Below are 16,828 nucleotides of genomic sequence, written 5' to 3'. Positions count from 1 at the left end.
TTGGTTATTAATTTCTTCTGTAACGGTAATAAATGTACGATATTGTAAGTAATTATAAAGTTTTTTTTGCAAGAATTCATGTATAGATGGTTTTGAAGATAATTTATTGATAATTAAAATTTTACATCTTTTTAAAACGAGTTTTGTAAATTACATTTTTTCTTTTTGAAGAATAGGAATAAAAAAAGTCGTTATTTATACAATAACGACTTTTAAAATTTTGATAAAAACGACTACTAATAATAAGTAAAACGTCTTACTTTGGCGATATATTTTGATAGTCTTATTACTTGATGACTATATCCATATTCGTTATCATACCATACATATAAAACGGCATTATTTCCTTTTGCATCTACAATAGTAGCGTTACTATCATATATAGATGGTGCAGAAGAACCAATAATATCACTAGATACTAATTCGTTGTCTAATGAATATTTTATTTGCTCTACCAAATCTCCTTCTAATGCATATTTTTTGAGTACCGCATTCATGCTTTCTTTAGAGGTTTTCTTCTCTAAATTAAGATTAAGAATCGCTAATGATCCATTTGGTACAGGAACTCGTATTGCATTAGATGTTAATTTTCCTTCAAAACTAGGCAATGCTTTAGAAACTGCTTTTCCTGCTCCTGTTTCTGTAATTACCATATTTAGAGCAGCAGCGCGACCTCTTCTGTATTTTTTGTGCATATTATCTACCAGATTCTGGTCATTGGTATATGCGTGTATTGTCTCGAGGTGACCATTAACTACACCAAAACTTTCGTCTACAGCTTGAAGTATTGGAGTAATTGCATTTGTGGTACAAGAAGCAGCAGAAAAAATATCTACTTTATCAGGATCATGTTCTTTATGGTTAACTCCATGTACAATATTGGGAATTCCTTTTCCAGGAGCAGTGAGTAATACTTTGTTTGCTCCTTTTGCAGCCAGATGTCTGCTTAATGCTTCTTTGTCTCTAAAAGCACCTGTGTTGTCTATGATCAGAGCATCTTGAATTCCATAAGAAGTGTAATCTATATCTTCTGGATTATTGGCGCTAATAATTTTTACAGTGGTGCCATTAATAATCAAAGCACTATTTGGTAAATCTGTTTCTACAGTACCGGCAAAGTCTCCATGTACAGAATCACTGCGAAGTAAGGAGGCTCTTTTTTCTAATACTTCTTGAGTGATTGTTCCTCGAGTTACTATAGCTCTAAGTCTTAATTGACTTCCTTTGCCTGTAATGGTCATCAATTCTCTGGCTACCAAACGACCAATTCGTCCGAATCCATAGAGTACTACATTTTTTGGAGAAATTGGTTTGAATGTCTTTGCATCTTTTAGCTTATTTTGTACAAAACTATTTATTGAACTGTATTCATCACTTGCTAAATGGTACTCATATGTGAGTTTACCAATGTCTAATTTTGACGGAGGTAAATTCATTAATTTGATAGCTTGCGCGATTTCTGCAGAATCAAAAATTGAAATAGGTTTTTGTACAAACTCGCCTGCATATTCATGTAAATTGATAATTTCACTTACGTTCTTATCAATTAACTGGTTGCGGAAAAGTACCAATTCGATAGAATTGTCGTACCAAAGATCGCTTACAGTCTTTATAAATGCTACTGTAGCGCGACGTCTGTCTGCCTGAAAGGCTAACTCTTTTTCATAAACTTCGTTAGAGCTCATAATGTGTTGTGTTTTAAAGTCTTGAAATTTCGTGCAAAAGTATATATTTCAAACGTTTTCGTGAAACCTTTTGTGAAAAAAAATCCCATTACTTTATAAAAGTAATGGGAGGTACTGTTGTATTTATGTTTTATGATGTTTATTGAAATACAAATTCTCTTTTCTGACCACTTCGATCCACTAGGCTAATCGTGATATCTTCATCTTTGTATTTGCTTTCTATTATGTTTTTTACTTCAAGAACATTTCTCACTTTTTTTCCGTCTATTTCGCTAATAATCAATCCTTCAAGATTGTATCTTTTCATTCTAGAGCTTAGTGCCTTGCTAATTACAACTCCATGATCAAGCTCAAAATTATTTAAATACCCTTTAGGTGGATTTCTAACTTCTACACCAACATCATTTATATTATATTTTTGAATTTCGTATTTTGATAAGGTAACGGGTAAAGTTATTTCTTTTCTTTTTCTTAAGACTTTAACGTTGATTACATCTTTAGGTCTCTTGCTGTTTACATATCCTGTTAAATCTGCAAATTTCTTTATAGGTAGTCCATCTATTTCTCTTATAACATCTCCTTCTAAAAGACCAGCTTTTTTAGCTCCACTATCATCTGAAACCGAGGCTACAAATACACCTTGAGAAACTGAAATGTCATATTTTTCCATAACTTTTGGATTTATGGTTCCTCCTTGTATACCTAATATTCCACGTTGTACGCCTCCAAATTCAATAATATCATCTATAATTTTCTTAGCATTATTGGATGGTACAGCAAAAGCATATCCAACATAGCTTCCTGTTTGCGAAGTTATTGCCGTATTTATACCTATCAATTCTCCTCTTATATTAACTAATGCACCTCCGCTATTACCAGGGTTAATTGCAGCATCGGTTTGTATGAAGGATTGAATTTTGTCGTCAAACTCATTTAGGTCTCTTGATTTTGCGCTTATAATACCTGCGGTAACTGTAGAAGTAAGGTTAAATGGGTTACCTACAGCAAGTACCCATTCCCCGATTTTAGCTGAATTAGAATCACCAAATGGGATATATGATAATTTTTCTTCAGCATCAATCTTAATGAGTGCTATATCAAACTGTGGAGCAGTACCAACTACTTTGGCTTTATATGATTTATTATTATTTAATGTAATTTCTAAATCAGTAGCTCCGTCAATTACATGGTTATTGGTTACAATATATCCATCTTCTGTAATGATAACTCCAGATCCAGCACCTTGAATTTTTCTTTCTTGTGCTCCGCCATTTCTAAAAAATTCCATTAGATTTCTTGGCGTACGCGAAATTCCATATTGCTTAACATGAACTACAGCATTTACTGTTTTTTCTGCGGCGGTAGTAAAATCAATACCAGAAACAGATGCATTAGTAGTGACAGGGTTGTAGTTTACAGGGGTTAGATTAGGTTTGGTTTCACTTTCGTTAATAACGATGGTTTTTTCAGGTTCTAAAAATATTTTATATCCACCTAAAGTAAGTGCACCTGCTACAATAGCTACAACCAATAAACTCAAAAATCTTTTCATTTTCTTCTCTTTTTTTTGTTTGATTTATGTAATACTAATCTAATAGACTTCTATTAACTCTTAAAATTACAATTATAGTATACTTTTTTTATCAAATTTAACTCACAATTAACAACGGTTTTTTGATAACATTCTTTGTACCTTTGCTTATATAATTGAAAGAATAATGACTCTTACGTTTTATAAATACCAAGGTACTGGGAATGATTTTGTAATCATTGATAATAGAGATGCTATACTCTCCAAAAATGATACCAAATTGTTTGCCAGACTTTGTGACAGAAAATTTGGTGTTGGAGCCGATGGTTTAATGTTGTTAGAACTTCCTCAGGATAAAGAGGATGACTTCACGATGGTTTATTTTAATGCAGATGGTAACGAAAGTTCAATGTGCGGTAATGGAGGGAGATGTTTAGTTGCTTTTGCAGCTTTTTTGGGAGTAATAGAGGATAAGGCTACATTTACCGCGATTGATGGTAAGCATAAAGCTGAAATAAAAGATGATTTGGTGTATTTGCAAATGCAGGATGTATCTGAGATTGAGAAATATGACACCCATTTATTTTTGGATACAGGTTCTCCTCATCATGTTACAATGGTTGAAGATTTGACTAGTTATGATGTAGAGAGTAATGGTAGAGCAATAAGAAACGGAGTTCCTTATTTTGAAGCGGGGAGTAATGTTAATTTTGTAGAAAAGAAAAATGGAAATGCATTTGCTGTACGTACTTATGAAAGAGGGGTAGAAAATGAAACCCTATCTTGTGGTACGGGAGTTACTGCGGTAGCTCTTTCTATGCATGCAATTAAACTAACAAATGATCAGGAAATTGATATTCATACCCAAGGAGGGCAACTAAAAGTTACCTTTCAGAAAAACGGGAATGGATACGAAAATATCTTTTTGATAGGGCCTGCAAAACAGGTTTTTAAAGGAGAGATCACATGGTAACATTAAAAGGAGAAAATATTTATTTACGAGCTCTTGAGCCCGAAGATCTTGATTTTGTTTATATTGTAGAAAATGATGAACAGATTTGGGAAATGAGCTCTACTCAGACTCCATATTCTCGATTTTTGATTAAAGAGTATTTAGAAAATTCACATAAAGATATTTATGAGGTAAAACAATTACGGTTGGTTATTTGCTCTAATGATCATGCGACACTAGGTTTGATAGATTTGTTTGATTTCAATCCTACCCACAATAGAGCGGGGGTAGGTATTTTGATAGCAGAAAAAGAAAATAGAGGCAAGGGCTATGGAGCAGAAGCTTTAGAGCTTATTGTAAACTATAGTTTTACTCACTTGCATTTACACCAATTATATGCAAATATCTCTGAGGATAATCTAACTAGTATTAAATTGTTTGAGAATAAAGGGTTTAATAAAGTAGGAGTGAAGAAAGAGTGGAATCTGGTAAAGGATATTTATAAAGACGAATTTTTATATCAATTAGTATATGTACATTAAAAAAATACTATTAGCTATTGCATTATTAGGTTTAATTGCAGGAGGAATTTTTGCATACTATGTCTATCAATCGGTTTTTTCTCCTAATACGAGTTTTGAAACTAAAACAGCAACTATATATATTCCTACAGGAGCTACCTATACTGAACTTATCGAAACGATTAGTCCGGTTGTTAGTGATATCTATAGTTTTGATAGGGTTGCAAGAAGAAAAGGGTATATTGATAAGATTAAAGCAGGGCGATATATTTTGCGAAAAGGTCTTAATAATAATGAGATTATAAATGTTTTACGAAGTAAGAACTCGCCTATACATATTAGTTTTAATAATCAAGAAAGGTTGGAGAACTTGGCCGGCAGAATTGCCTCTCAAATCGAATCTGATAGTGTTTCTTTGTTGAAAGTGTTTAAAGAAGAGTCTTTTTTAGAAGCAAATGATTTTTCTTTAGAGACTGCTTTGGCAATGTATATACCTAATAAATATGAATTTTTCTGGAATACTTCTGCAGAACAGTTTAGAAAAAGAATGTTGAAAGAATATAATCGATTCTGGAACGAATCCCGTGTATCAAAAGCGAAGAAAATTGGGCTAACTCAAAGTCAAGTTATTACTGTTGCTTCGATTGTGCAAAAAGAAACAGCAAAAGTAGATGAACGCTCTAGGGTGGCAGGGGTTTATATGAATAGATATAATAATAATTGGAAATTAGATGCAGACCCAACTGTGATCTATGCAATTAAAAAACACCGAAATGACTGGGATACGATTATAAAACGTGTGTTATATAAAGATTTGGAGTTAGATAGTCCTTATAATACTTATAAATACGGTTCATTACCTCCAGGGCCAATAGCTATGCCTGACATTTCATCGATTGATGCAGTTCTTAACTATGAAAAGCATGAATATTACTTCTTTGTGGCTAATGTAGAAAACTTCGGGTATCATAAATTTGCTAAGACGATCAACCAGCATAATCGTAATAAAAAACAGTACATTAACTGGATTAATAAGCAAGGTGTAAAACGATGATTATCGACCCGCCTTTGTTGTAGGAAAAAAGCAATGTTTTTTTCTTTTTGAATAAAAAACAACACGAAGTTATTAACAAAATTGTGTTTTTTTTGTGAATTACTAGCAAGTACAATAGTTTATTTTTTTTCGATTAAAACACTGGGTTTGACGTTTAAGTGTCATTTTTAAGGTTTTTTTTGAGTTTTTTAACCGTTTTTAATGATAGTTTTTGATGTAAGATGCTGTTTTTCAGCGTTATAATTATTTTAACACTTAGTTCTTTTTATTTTCTAGAAAAGTTGTATATTTGCACGGCAAAAATTTAAGTAGTGGGGGACGTCATTTGTGATGACTACTTAGAAATTTTTTATATGATAAAGAGGATAATAGGATTATCTATAATACTTACAATTGGGGGAATACTTTTGCTAAGTTTTAGAACAAAAGAGAACGTAGATCTTAGTTCTTATAGTACAGAAGGTTTAGATCTGTATTACATTGCACCGAATTTTAATGAAATAGAAGACGATAATACATTTATCTCTCCAGAGCTTGGAAAATCCTATATAGGATTTAAGGAAGCTGTTGCTTTTAAGGAGTCTCGAGGGGATTATGGTGTGGTTAATCAATTTGGTTATTTAGGGAAATATCAATTTGGTAAAGGGACACTTGCTTTAATAGGGGTTAAAAATGTAAAAAGAAATAAATTTCTAAGCGACCCTGTTCTTCAGGAAAAAGCATTTTATGCAAATCTATCCAGAAATAAATGGGTTTTACGAAGGGATATAAAATGGTTTGTTGGTAGAAGGATGAATGGAGTAGAGGTAACAGAATCGGGAATTCTTGCTGCTGCTCATCTATCAGGACCTGGTGCTGTAAAAAAATATTTACGTAGCGGAGGGGTAGAAGGATTTGCAGATGCTTTTGGAACTACAATTCGATATTATATGAAGCGATTTGGAGGATATGACACTTCTTTTGTTGTTCCAAATAAAAAAGCAAAAGTAATCTAACTTTTCTTATAAGCTCAATCTCTGTGTATGATGTATATTGTGGGTCTTTTGTGAAGATCTACCTCTACCTCTTCTTTTTTCCATTCTTCAACTGTTTTAGTGGCTATGTACTCTGTTGTTAATGTGATATCACATGCAATGCATAATCGGGTATTGTTGTTTAATATGGTTTTTAGGTCGGAAAACATTTTATCATTTCGATAAGGAGTCTCGATAAAAATTTGAGATTGGTTTTTTTCTAAAGAGATCTTTTCTAGATATTTAATGGTTGATTTTCTTTCGTTTTTATCAATAGGTAGATATCCGTTAAAGGTGAAATTTTGACCATTCATCCCGCTGCTCATCATAGCTAGTAGTATTGACGATGGTCCAACAAGAGGTGTTACCGGTATGCCTTTTTCATGAGCTATTTTAACAACTTCTGCTCCTGGGTCAGCAATACCAGGGCATCCGGCATCGGATAATAAGCCAATAGACTCTCCGTTAAGACAAGGGGTGAGGTAACTCGGTATCTCAGAGGTGTCTGTGTACTTATTAACAGTGTTTATGATGATAGAGCGCTGAGACTTGCTGGGGCTTACTTTTTTAATAAATCGCCTTGCTTGCTTTTCGTTTTCTACTATATAATGATTTACTTGCTCTAATACCTTTTTGATGGATATTGGAAGTACTTCTAAAGGGACATCATCTCCTAATCGTGTTGGGATTAGGTATAATTTTCCTTTGGGATCTAGGGGTTTAAATTCCATAGGTTGTTTTGTAACTGGTTTTTTTAAGATCTTTTCGTTGATATTGTTGTTTGTAATGAATGTGCTTCATTGTGTTAAACGCATGTTGTCAATAAATTAATCTTTAAGAACGTCTATACCCTTGATGGGATATACTAAAATAGTATTATTTTTTTATTGTTATCTATTGTAACGTTATTATTTATAATGATAGTATTTAGTTAGAGGAAATGATGCTGATATTAACATTATTTATATGATTGTTGTTGATTGTAGGTTAATTGGGTTCTTTAAGTTTTAAGGCGATGTGGTTACATGCTTCATTGAGCATTTGAAATACATTTTCAAAACCTTGTTCTCCGCCATAATATGGGTCAGGAACATCAAGATTGCTGTTAGGGTGTAGTTCGTTTAGAATGTGGCCTACTTTGTTTTTTTCATGATCATTACTGGCTAGTTCAATTATGTTTTTATAATTAGAGCTGTCCATAACGTATATGTGATCATAAATTGTAAAGTCGCTAATCTTAAATTGAGCGGCTCTTTGATCTGTGATGTTAATACCGTGTTGCTTTGCAATGTCGATAGAGCGTTGATCAGGCTTACTTCCAACATGATAGCTGCTTGTACCACAGGATGTTATATTGTAATAGCGAGAATCAAGTTTGGATTTTAGAATGCCTTCTGCTAAAGGGGATCTGCAAATGTTACCTAAGCATACCATTAGAATTTTAACTTTCATGTGGTTTGTTTTACTGTTTTAAAGTAGTGTGCTATTTTTTGTTAATAATACAATTGTACTATCAATTTTGATTTGCTGTTAAAAATGTAAAATTACAATGTAAGTTTCTTTCCTAAGTCTTCAACGTATTTTCTAAATTGTTTATCTGTAGATGATAGGTTGTCTACTGTTTTACAGGCGTGGAGAACGGTAGCGTGATCTCTTTTTCCTATTTGTGTGCCGATACTGGCTAAAGAGGCTTTGGTTAATTTTTTAGCAAAGAACATTGCTAATTGTCTTGCTTGTACAATATGACGTTTTCGTGTCTTTGATTGTAGTGTTTCTACATCCATTTGAAAATAATCACTTACCACCTTTTGGATATAATCGATGGACACCTCACGTTTTGTGTTTTTAACATAGTTGTCTACTATGGCCTTGGCAAGGTCTATTGTGATGTCTTTTTTGTTAAAAGAAGAATGAGCTATTAGTGATATAATTGCACCTTCTAATTCTCGGATATTGGTTTTGATGTTGTTTGCTAGAAACTCAACTATTTCTTCAGGCATTTCTACACCATCGCGATATAATTTATTTTTGATGATCGAAATTCTGGTTTCAAAATCGGGTTGATGCAATTCTGCAGATAACCCCCATTTAAAACGAGATAGTAATCGTTGTTCTATATCCTGCATATCAACAGGAGCTTTATCACTTGTTAGGATTACTTGTTTTCCGTTTTGGTGTAGGTGATTAAAAATATGAAAGAATACATCTTGAGTTCCTGCTTTTCCGGATAACAATTGAATGTCATCAACGATCAAAACATCAATAATTTGATAAAAATGAATAAAATCATTTCTATTGTTCTTTTTTACAGATTCAATATACTGTTGAGTAAATTTTTCTGCTGAAATGTATAAAACTGTTTTCTCGGGATAATTGTCTTTTATGTTTACGCCAATAGCATGAGCTAGGTGTGTTTTTCCTAAACCGACTCCTCCAAAAACAAGCAAAGGGTTGAATGAGGTGCCTCCAGGTTTATTGGCTACGGCCATACCTGCAGAACGAGCTAATCGATTAGAATCTCCTTCTAAGAAATTTTCAAAATTATAGCTTGGGTTTAGTTGAGATTCTATTTTTACATTTCGTATTCCGGGAATAACGAATGGATTTTTTAATTCTGGATTTTTACTTTTAATAGGGACGTCAACTTCTTGTGAGTTAACTGGAGTTCGATTAGAACTGGGGATTTTTTCCGTAAATGGCTTTTTATTGCCATAAGTGTTTTCCATTTTGATAACATAAACTAACTTAGCACTTTCTCCTAATTCTCGGGTTAAAGATACTTTAAGTAGATTTACGTAATGCTCTTCTAGCCACTCATAAAAAAATTTACTAGGAACCTGAATGCTCAGAGCGCTATCTGTAAGTTTTACAGCTTTAATTGGTTCAAACCATGTTTTAAAAGCTTGAGGTGTAATATTGTCCTCTATGAAAGACAGACAACTATCCCAAACTGATTGCGCGGTTACATTCATTCTCGTGGTTAGGTTTACTTTTTTTTGTATTAAGGTACTAAAAAGAAATTGCTGAAAAACTCCTTACTGATTTTGCTTGACAAATATGTGAACAAAAAATGTAAAAAAAAAACGATTTAGGGGTTGAATATTAATTATTTTTTTTGCATAATTTGAATAATACTACTTTTATTTAAACTAAATAACCTTTATTTCTCACAATATGCTAATCACTTCAGAAACTTTACTAAAGGTCCGATACTCTGAAACAGATCAGATGGGTGTAGTACATCACGGTAACTACGCCCAATATTTAGAATTGGCACGAATTGATTGGTTGTCCCGATTAGGTGTTTCATATAAATCAATGGAAGAAAATGGTGTTATGCTTCCTGTATTTACATTAGACATTAAATTTAAGAAATCTGCTTTCTTCGACGATGAATTAACTGTTAAAACTTCATTAAGGAAGATTCCTACAGTGAAAATCATTTTCGATTTTGAGATTTTTAATAAAAACAATGAATTACTAACAACGGCATCTACAACTTTAGTCTTTGTTGATAGTGAAACAAGAAAACCTATTCTATGTCCTTCTTACTTACTTGAAAAAATAAAAAACTATTAGCCCTGTATTTTTTTGATTTCTATACCATACAACGGGGAAAAAACATCTTTTATTTTGTCAGCAAACTTTTTTCTTACTGAAATGTGAATTTTGCAATTTAATTCAAGATCTTGTTTAGTGATGTTTAGGGTGTTCTCCTTAATGATTCTCATCACTTTATTCATGTCTTTGTACTCGAAAATAATAACAAAATCAATATTAATTGTTTTTTCAACTATTTCTGAAGTTTCGAGTGCTAACTGGGCTGCTGTTCTATAGGCGTTAATTAATCCACCAACTCCTAATTTTACACCTCCAAAATAACGCACTACAACAATTAATATATTGGTGACATCAAAAGATAGAATCTGACCATAAATAGGTTGGCCGGCAGAATTAGAGGGTTCTCCATCATCATTAGTGCGATACCTAAAAGGTTCTACTCCTATTTTCCAGGCATAACACCAATGTCGTGCAGAATGATGTTTCTTTTTAAGGTCAGTAATAATATGTTTGGCTTCTTCTTCTGTAGTAATAGGAAATGTGTATCCAAAAAATTTGCTATTGCGATCTTTAAAAAGAGCTTCCTTTCCAGGAATATTAATTGTTTTATATGTGTCTTTTATTTCCACTCGGGTATATGCTATATAGAAGAGGCAACCAAAATAATACTAATAATCGCCAAGGTGATGCCTATCCAGTTTTTAAGGATTAATTTTTCTTTAAAAAAAAGAATTCCTGCAAGAGTTGAAACCAAAAGTATAGCTACATTGTTAATAGTGAATACTGTAGAGCTATCCATACTATCATGGCGTAATGCCTGAATTAGGAAATAGATCGAAAAATAATTAGGAACCCCTAATATAATTCCTGCAACAATATTTTTAGATGCAATTTTTAATGTTCCGGTTATTGCTTTGAATACTAATGTAATAATTCCGACAATTGCGGCAAATCCAAAAATAGTAGCCGAGAAAACCGGGATGTCATTTTTAGCCACATAATGTGTTTCTAAAAACTTAATACTAGTATCAATAATCCCACTTCCGATAAAAACCAGTAATGGAAAGATTAGATTTTTTTTTGTTAGAGGAATTCCTTCGGTGGTTTTAACCGAAGTAAGATAAACTGCTATAAGTGCAATTAGGATACCTGTGACTTTTACTATACCCGTGCTCTCTTGGTATACTATAATTCCAAATACAATGGGTATTACTAAGCTCATTTTGGTTGCTACCGCGGCTACAGAAAGGCCATTTCTTTGAGTAGTAATTGCCATTAGGTTAAATACAGATATGAATATTATGCCCAAGATCATTGCTCCGTAAAACCATCCTTTTCCAGATACAGAGGGTAAATCTATTGGTTCTGAGTATGCTATAATTCCAGAAATACAAGCTACTATATAGTTTACAACAATTGCTTGTAGCGTATCTACATGGTATTTAGAAAATAACTTGAAGATGATAAAAATCAGAGTAGATGCTAAGACACTTAAAACTAAATAGATCAAAATAAATCAGATTTTATGGTAAATAAATCTGTAACATCTTCGGTTACAGGATTGTTATTCCAGGTGTGCATTCCTAGTGCAGCAGCAGTATCTGTATTGTCCTTTGTGTCATCAATAAAAAGTGTTTCACTTGGGTTTAATTGATGTTGTTCTAGAACAAATTCAAAAATATAAGGTTCTGGCTTTCGTAAATTGATCTCGTGAGAGAGATAAAAAGCATCAAAACATGATTTGAATGCAGGGAAAAAGCTAATATGTTCTTTGATCCAATTAATGTGCAATTCGTTATTGTTACTAAGTAAGATCAACTTATAACGTTGTTCTGAAGCTAGTTTTTGAATGAATTCTAGGCGATGTTTAGGGAAGTCTTGTAAAAGAGCATTCCAGGCATCGGTAAGTTGCTTCTCTGAAGCTTCTGGGATAAACTTCTGAAAGTTTTCTATAAGCTCTTTTGTAGTAATCTTACCTGCTTCGTATAAGATATTAAGCTCTCGTAATTCTGTAGTGAGCTTTTTGTTTTTAAGATTGTATAATTCTCTTTCTGTTGCGGGTTTGTCTAAATTGATAAAGACGTCTCCAAAATCAAAAATTATGTTTTTAATCATTTTGATATATCTTTAGGGTGTCTGTCATAATTCTTTGTTCAGAAATTAAATTTCCTTTATGATCAGGTGCTTTTATTCCAGCTTCAAAAGTAGCATTTCCTTTAAAAACCCTGGCTTCATCCCAAAGATTTTTGTTAATAAAGGATTGTATGGTATAGGAGCCTCCTTCTATAATGACTGATTGGATGTTATGCTTATAGAGAATTTCACATATTTTTTCACTAATATTCTCTTGCGAATCAACAACTTCATAAATAAGAGTATTGCTGTTTACTTTTTTTAATTTTTCTGAAGTAATCACTATTGTCTTTACTGATTGATCCAGTATGGCAGAATTTTTAGGTATTTTTCCTGATCTGTCAATGACAATTCTAATAGGATGATGTTGATCAGTCCAATCTCTTATGGTAAGTTTGGGGTTGTCTTTAATAACGGTTTTACTGCCAACTAAAATTGCTTGTTCTTCTGCGCGCCATTTGTGTACAATTTGCCTAGAATATGTATTTGTAATCCAGACCGGTTCTCTTTTGTTGGTAGAAACCGGTGCAATATAACCATCTGTAGTTTCTGCCCATTTTAGAATGATATATGGTCTTTTTTTATTGTGAAAAGTAAAAAACCTTTTGTTTAATTCAAGACACTCATTTTCTAAAACACCCACTATTACATCACAACCAGCATTCATTAACCTTTGAATTCCAGCGCCCGATACTTTTGCGAAAGTATCTATTGTACCAATAACGACCTTTCTTATTCCTTTTTCAATAATAAGGTCACTGCAAGGAGGTGTTTTTCCAAAATGGCTACAGGGCTCAAGACTAACATAGATTGTAGCGTCTTTTAAGAGAGAAATATCTTCTACTGAAGCAATGGCATTTACTTCGGCATGAGGTTTTCCTGATTGATGATGCCATCCTTCTCCTATGATTTTGTTATTGTGCACAATAACACTCCCTACCAAAGGATTTGGGTAGGTTGTTCCCAGGCCATTTTTGGCTAGCTGGATACATCGTTTAATATATTTTTTATGTGTTGTCACTTTTGAAAATCTCAAAAATAAGTAAAACTATGTGTTTATATCGTATTGTTGATCCATAAAAGAATATTACTCAATACAAATTACCAGGTTTAATTACCTCTTTAGTTCAAATACATATTTTAGAACACCTTTTTTTTGATCTTTATCGGGGTTCCATTTGATGCGAACTATTTGAGTTTCCTTAGAAGGAAATATTTTTTCATTTACACCATGAATAGCTATGAAAACAACACATTCAGAAAAATAATCTTTTTCTACTTCATCATCAATTGATAATATTTTGAGTGTAATTTCATTGTTTCCATTTTTAATAAGTGTTTGGGCTCTATTATCGGTTATTTGACTTCTCAGTTTTTTAAATTCATGTAATTTTTTGCCATTTAAATAAATTTCACCGATTACACCTTTAGTGGTTTCTGCTTCAAATTGATAATATTTAAATGGTTCTGTTTTTAATGCTTCAATTTCTATAGTTTTAGATTTGTCTTGAGGAAAGTTAAATGCAATTAAGAAAGGGAGAATAACTATAATCAAAATAGAGTTTTTAATTGGCTTAATCATTTTGTTTTAGGTTTGATGAATTGTGGTAGATACTAATGTAATGATATGTTATTGATAAAATATGTTCGTTGCAAATATGGTTATTTGGTAGTAGATAATGCATCACCGTATTCAGTGAAAAAACATAAAATCATATTAAACCAATAGCTTTCTTGTTTATTTTAATGCCACCTTTTGTTGTTTGTCAATAGTATAAGGATAAGAAAAGTTTCCAAAATGATATCGAATTACTCCTTTGTATTGTATATCAAGAGAATCATTCTGAATTGCTTTTAGGATACTGCCAAGTATACTGTTTTTGTTTTTTTTATAGACTTTAGAAAGTGAAAAAGTTCCTTCTAGCGGGATGGCGAATTCATTTTTTGAAGGAACATCGAACTCTTGCGAAGAGAGTGCACCAACATCTATGTTATCAACAAAAATGTGAATGCTATCTATCGAAAGTTTTCCTTTTATGTTATTTGGATTATTGAAAACAGCATCCGCTTTGAGTGTTATATCACGCATACTGAAATTTTTAACCTCGATATTATCAACGTATTTAAATTTAGGTTTTTTAGAAATAGAACAGCTGGTAATGCTTATAAACAATGTTGATAATAATAGAAACTTATTCATTGATTCCTTGTTAGATTTAATGTATATTTCAATACCTTTTTAGAAGCTAATTTTTTATTCAAACGAAGATCATAAGAATCTTCTGGATCACGTTTTTGTGATACCACAAAAATAGTATTTTAAACATAATGAGTGATATAAAAATACGAGCAATACAGCCAAAAGATAATAAAGTACTTGCCACAGTAATACGAGAAGTTTTAATAGAAATGGGAGTGCCTAAGGTGGGTACTGCTTATGAAGATAAGTCTTTAGATAGTATGTATGAAACATATGACTATTCAAGAATGGAATATTATGTAGTCGAAGAAGAAGGGAGAATTATTGGTGGTGCAGGGATTGCCCCTTTAGAAGGAAAAGTTATCGATGATATTTGCGAGTTGCAAAAAATGTATTTCTTACCACAAGCAAGAGGAAAAGGAGTTGGGTATAAGATGATAAATAGATGTCTTGATTTTGCAAAAGAACAAGGGTATGCCAAATGTTACTTGGAAACCATGCCTTATATGGAATCTGCCAGGAAATTATATAAAAAAGTAGGTTTTATTCCTTTGGAAGAGCCGATTGGAAATACCGGACATTATAGTTGTCAGGCATGGATGATAAAAGATCTATAATCTAAAACAAACTTTAAATTGAAGATAAAAGACCTTAGAGTTGATTTTGTAAATTCTTTATCCGGGATCTATGATTCTGAAGAAATATTGTCCTTTTTTTACCTGCTTTCAGAAGAGATTTTGGGACTTAAGAGAGTGGATGTTGCTATGCATCTGGATAAAATACTTAGTATTGATGAACAAGCGAGTTTTGATAAAGCTAGAAAACGACTCGAAAAACAAGAACCTGTTCAATATATAATTGGTGAAACTTATTTTTATGGAATACCATTTATGGTTAATGAACATGTGCTAATTCCAAGACCAGAAACTGAAGAATTGGTAGATTGGATTATAGGAGATCAAAAAAAAGGCAAACAATCAAAAACAATATTGGATATTGGTACAGGAAGTGGCTGTATTGCTATTTCTTTAGCAAAAAAAATACCCGAAGCCAAAGTGTATGCAATGGATATATCAGAACAAGCTATACAGGTTGCGAAATACAATGCAAAAAAAAATAAAGCGGATATAACATTTATTAAGGCAGATGTTCTGGAGATTGAAGAACTATTTCAAGATTTTGATATCATCGTGTCTAACCCGCCTTATGTGCGTGAGTTGGAGAAAAAAGAAATGAAATCTAATGTGCTTGATAATGAACCGCAACAAGCGTTATTTGTTTCTGATAGTGAACCTCTACTTTTTTATAAGAAGATTACAGATTTGGCCAGTGCAAAGTTAAGAGAAAATGGTAGTTTGTATTTTGAAATTAATCAGTATCTGGGCATAGAAACTAAAAAAATGATTGAAAGTAAAGGATTTAAATCTGTAGAAGTACGTAAAGATTTATATGACAACGAACGTATGATAAAGGCTCGTTTCAATTAAAAAAATATTAATATGAACAATCTGAATTCAATTTGTGTATTTTGTGGAAGCAGTGAAGGAAACGATACTAAGGTTATTGCCGAGGCATTTTTATTAGGAGAAAAACTAGCACAGCAAAAAATTACTTTGGTTTATGGTGCTGCAAAAATTGGAATAATGGGTAAGGTTGCTCAAGGAGTGATGCAGCAAAAAGGAAAAGTAATAGGAGTGATTCCAGAATTTTTAAAACGAAAAGAAGTAGTGCATCAAGGGCTATATGAACTGATTACTACTGTCAATATGCATGAGCGAAAGATGAAAATGCAGGAGCTTAGTGATGGCTTTATTACATTGCCGGGAGGATTCGGAACATTAGAAGAGCTATTTGAGATTATAACATGGTCTCAGTTGGGGCTTCATCAAAAACCAATTGGACTTTTAAATACCAGAGGATTTTACAATGATTTGTTAGCTTTGTTAGAAAACATGGTACGAAGAGGGTTTTTAAAAATGGACAACTACGAGTTGCTCCTTGTTGATGATGATATAGATAGGTTATTAGAGAAAATGAGAACCTTCAAGCCGACACAAGTTCCAAAATGGTTAAAGCCAGAGAGGACATGATGTTTTGATAGTTAGATGAAAACAAAACGATTTTATAAAAGCATTAAAAACAAAAAAATAATTGTCTTACTTATTAAATCTACCAATG

Annotated in this window: 19 protein-coding genes; 8 read left to right on the top strand and 11 right to left on the bottom strand. The window is 32.4% G+C overall.

The genetic code is table 11. The features are described from left to right. Nucleotides 1-236 precede the first annotated feature (236 nt). Nucleotides 237-1,685: a glyceraldehyde-3-phosphate dehydrogenase gene (locus ATE84_RS20580; protein ID WP_101449759.1), complete on the bottom strand. Its 1,449-nt coding sequence runs from the start codon at nucleotides 1,683-1,685 to the stop codon at nucleotides 237-239. 139 nt (nucleotides 1,686-1,824) lie between these two features. Continuing rightward, nucleotides 1,825-3,237, bottom strand: a complete 1,413-nt coding sequence (locus ATE84_RS20575; RefSeq protein ID WP_101449758.1) for a trypsin-like peptidase domain-containing protein — start codon at nucleotides 3,235-3,237, stop codon at nucleotides 1,825-1,827. A 166-nt stretch (nucleotides 3,238-3,403) separates the two neighbouring features. On the opposite strand from ATE84_RS20575, the gene dapF reads away from it, so the two are divergent. The 4 genes from dapF (at nucleotide 3,404) to ATE84_RS20555 (ending at nucleotide 6,738) form a co-directional block, all read left to right on the top strand. Beyond that, nucleotides 3,404-4,189, top strand: coding sequence for a diaminopimelate epimerase (dapF, locus tag ATE84_RS20570; protein ID WP_101449757.1), 786 nt, complete (start codon nucleotides 3,404-3,406; stop codon nucleotides 4,187-4,189). Further along, the gene (locus tag ATE84_RS20565; protein ID WP_101449756.1) at nucleotides 4,183-4,710 is read left to right on the top strand and encodes a GNAT family N-acetyltransferase; all 528 of its coding nucleotides are present in this window, start codon (nucleotides 4,183-4,185) and stop codon (nucleotides 4,708-4,710) included. The genes dapF and ATE84_RS20565 overlap by 7 nt, the downstream gene beginning before the upstream one ends. Continuing rightward, nucleotides 4,700-5,743 carry an endolytic transglycosylase MltG gene (mltG, locus tag ATE84_RS20560; RefSeq protein ID WP_101449755.1) on the top strand — a complete coding sequence of 348 codons (1,044 nt, stop codon included), beginning with the start codon at nucleotides 4,700-4,702 and terminating at the stop codon, nucleotides 5,741-5,743. Before ATE84_RS20565 ends, mltG begins: the two co-directional genes overlap by 11 nt. A gap of 353 nt (nucleotides 5,744-6,096) precedes the next feature. Beyond that, nucleotides 6,097-6,738 carry a peptidoglycan-binding protein LysM gene (locus ATE84_RS20555; RefSeq protein WP_101449754.1) on the top strand — a complete coding sequence of 214 codons (642 nt, stop codon included), beginning with the start codon at nucleotides 6,097-6,099 and terminating at the stop codon, nucleotides 6,736-6,738. A 14-nt stretch (nucleotides 6,739-6,752) separates the two neighbouring features. Here the strand turns inward: ATE84_RS20555 and ATE84_RS20550 are convergent, their stop codons facing one another. The 3 genes from ATE84_RS20550 to dnaA all read right to left on the bottom strand — a co-directional run bounded on the left by ATE84_RS20550 (nucleotide 6,753) and on the right by dnaA (nucleotide 9,728). Next, on the bottom strand, nucleotides 6,753-7,487 hold the full coding sequence (locus tag ATE84_RS20550; protein ID WP_101449753.1) for an SAM-dependent methyltransferase: 735 nt from the start codon (nucleotides 7,485-7,487) through the stop codon (nucleotides 6,753-6,755). Between the two features lie 256 nt (nucleotides 7,488-7,743). Continuing rightward, on the bottom strand, nucleotides 7,744-8,208 hold the full coding sequence (locus ATE84_RS20545) for a low molecular weight protein-tyrosine-phosphatase (protein ID WP_101449752.1): 465 nt from the start codon (nucleotides 8,206-8,208) through the stop codon (nucleotides 7,744-7,746). A 92-nt stretch (nucleotides 8,209-8,300) separates the two neighbouring features. Then, entirely contained in the window at nucleotides 8,301-9,728 is a 1,428-nt protein-coding gene (gene dnaA, locus ATE84_RS20540; RefSeq protein ID WP_101449751.1) for a chromosomal replication initiator protein DnaA, read from the bottom strand. 202 nt (nucleotides 9,729-9,930) lie between these two features. On the opposite strand from dnaA, the gene ATE84_RS20535 reads away from it, so the two are divergent. Continuing rightward, nucleotides 9,931-10,335 carry a thioesterase family protein gene (locus ATE84_RS20535; protein WP_101449750.1) on the top strand — a complete coding sequence of 135 codons (405 nt, stop codon included), beginning with the start codon at nucleotides 9,931-9,933 and terminating at the stop codon, nucleotides 10,333-10,335. Here ATE84_RS20535 and ATE84_RS20530 read toward each other — a convergent pair. The 6 genes from ATE84_RS20530 to ATE84_RS20505 all read right to left on the bottom strand — a co-directional run bounded on the left by ATE84_RS20530 (nucleotide 10,332) and on the right by ATE84_RS20505 (nucleotide 14,539). Further along, nucleotides 10,332-10,946, bottom strand: coding sequence for a YigZ family protein (locus ATE84_RS20530; RefSeq protein WP_101449749.1), 615 nt, complete (start codon nucleotides 10,944-10,946; stop codon nucleotides 10,332-10,334). The two genes, ATE84_RS20535 and ATE84_RS20530, sit on opposite strands and share 4 nt — an antisense overlap. Before the next feature lie 11 nt (nucleotides 10,947-10,957). Then, a complete protein-coding gene (locus tag ATE84_RS20525) occupies nucleotides 10,958-11,827 on the bottom strand; it encodes an EamA family transporter (RefSeq protein WP_101449748.1) in 870 nt (289 codons plus the stop codon). Further along, nucleotides 11,824-12,432 (bottom strand): HAD family phosphatase, encoded by a 609-nt coding sequence (locus ATE84_RS20520; protein ID WP_101449747.1) that lies wholly within the window; start codon nucleotides 12,430-12,432, stop codon nucleotides 11,824-11,826. Before ATE84_RS20520 ends, ATE84_RS20525 begins: the two co-directional genes overlap by 4 nt. Beyond that, on the bottom strand, nucleotides 12,425-13,471 hold the full coding sequence (gene ribD / locus ATE84_RS20515; RefSeq protein WP_101449746.1) for a bifunctional diaminohydroxyphosphoribosylaminopyrimidine deaminase/5-amino-6-(5-phosphoribosylamino)uracil reductase RibD: 1,047 nt from the start codon (nucleotides 13,469-13,471) through the stop codon (nucleotides 12,425-12,427). Before ribD ends, ATE84_RS20520 begins: the two co-directional genes overlap by 8 nt. A gap of 93 nt (nucleotides 13,472-13,564) precedes the next feature. Beyond that, entirely contained in the window at nucleotides 13,565-14,032 is a 468-nt protein-coding gene (locus tag ATE84_RS20510; RefSeq protein ID WP_101449745.1) for a hypothetical protein, read from the bottom strand. Nucleotides 14,033-14,188: 156 nt separating this feature from the next. Beyond that, complete coding sequence (locus ATE84_RS20505) at nucleotides 14,189-14,539, bottom strand: hypothetical protein (RefSeq protein WP_143273677.1); 351 nt, start codon at nucleotides 14,537-14,539, stop codon at nucleotides 14,189-14,191. A 239-nt stretch (nucleotides 14,540-14,778) separates the two neighbouring features. Between ATE84_RS20505 and ATE84_RS20500 the strand changes: the two genes are divergently transcribed. From ATE84_RS20500 to ATE84_RS26645, 3 genes are read left to right on the top strand one after another with little or no spacing between them, the layout of a single operon-like run. Beyond that, the gene (locus ATE84_RS20500; protein ID WP_101449743.1) at nucleotides 14,779-15,267 is read left to right on the top strand and encodes a GNAT family N-acetyltransferase; all 489 of its coding nucleotides are present in this window, start codon (nucleotides 14,779-14,781) and stop codon (nucleotides 15,265-15,267) included. 18 nt (nucleotides 15,268-15,285) lie between these two features. Beyond that, the gene (gene prmC / locus ATE84_RS26650) at nucleotides 15,286-16,137 is read left to right on the top strand and encodes a peptide chain release factor N(5)-glutamine methyltransferase (protein ID WP_233195860.1); all 852 of its coding nucleotides are present in this window, start codon (nucleotides 15,286-15,288) and stop codon (nucleotides 16,135-16,137) included. Between the two features lie 12 nt (nucleotides 16,138-16,149). Beyond that, on the top strand, nucleotides 16,150-16,740 hold the full coding sequence (locus ATE84_RS26645) for a TIGR00730 family Rossman fold protein (protein ID WP_233195859.1): 591 nt from the start codon (nucleotides 16,150-16,152) through the stop codon (nucleotides 16,738-16,740). The last annotated feature ends 88 nt before the right edge of the window (nucleotides 16,741-16,828 follow it).

It is taken from the genome of Aquimarina sp. MAR_2010_214, from assembly GCF_002846555.1.
Lineage (GTDB): Bacteria > Bacteroidota > Bacteroidia > Flavobacteriales > Flavobacteriaceae > Aquimarina.
Note: the sequence above shows the minus strand (reverse complement) of the source record. Positions and strands in the feature narration are given on the sequence as shown.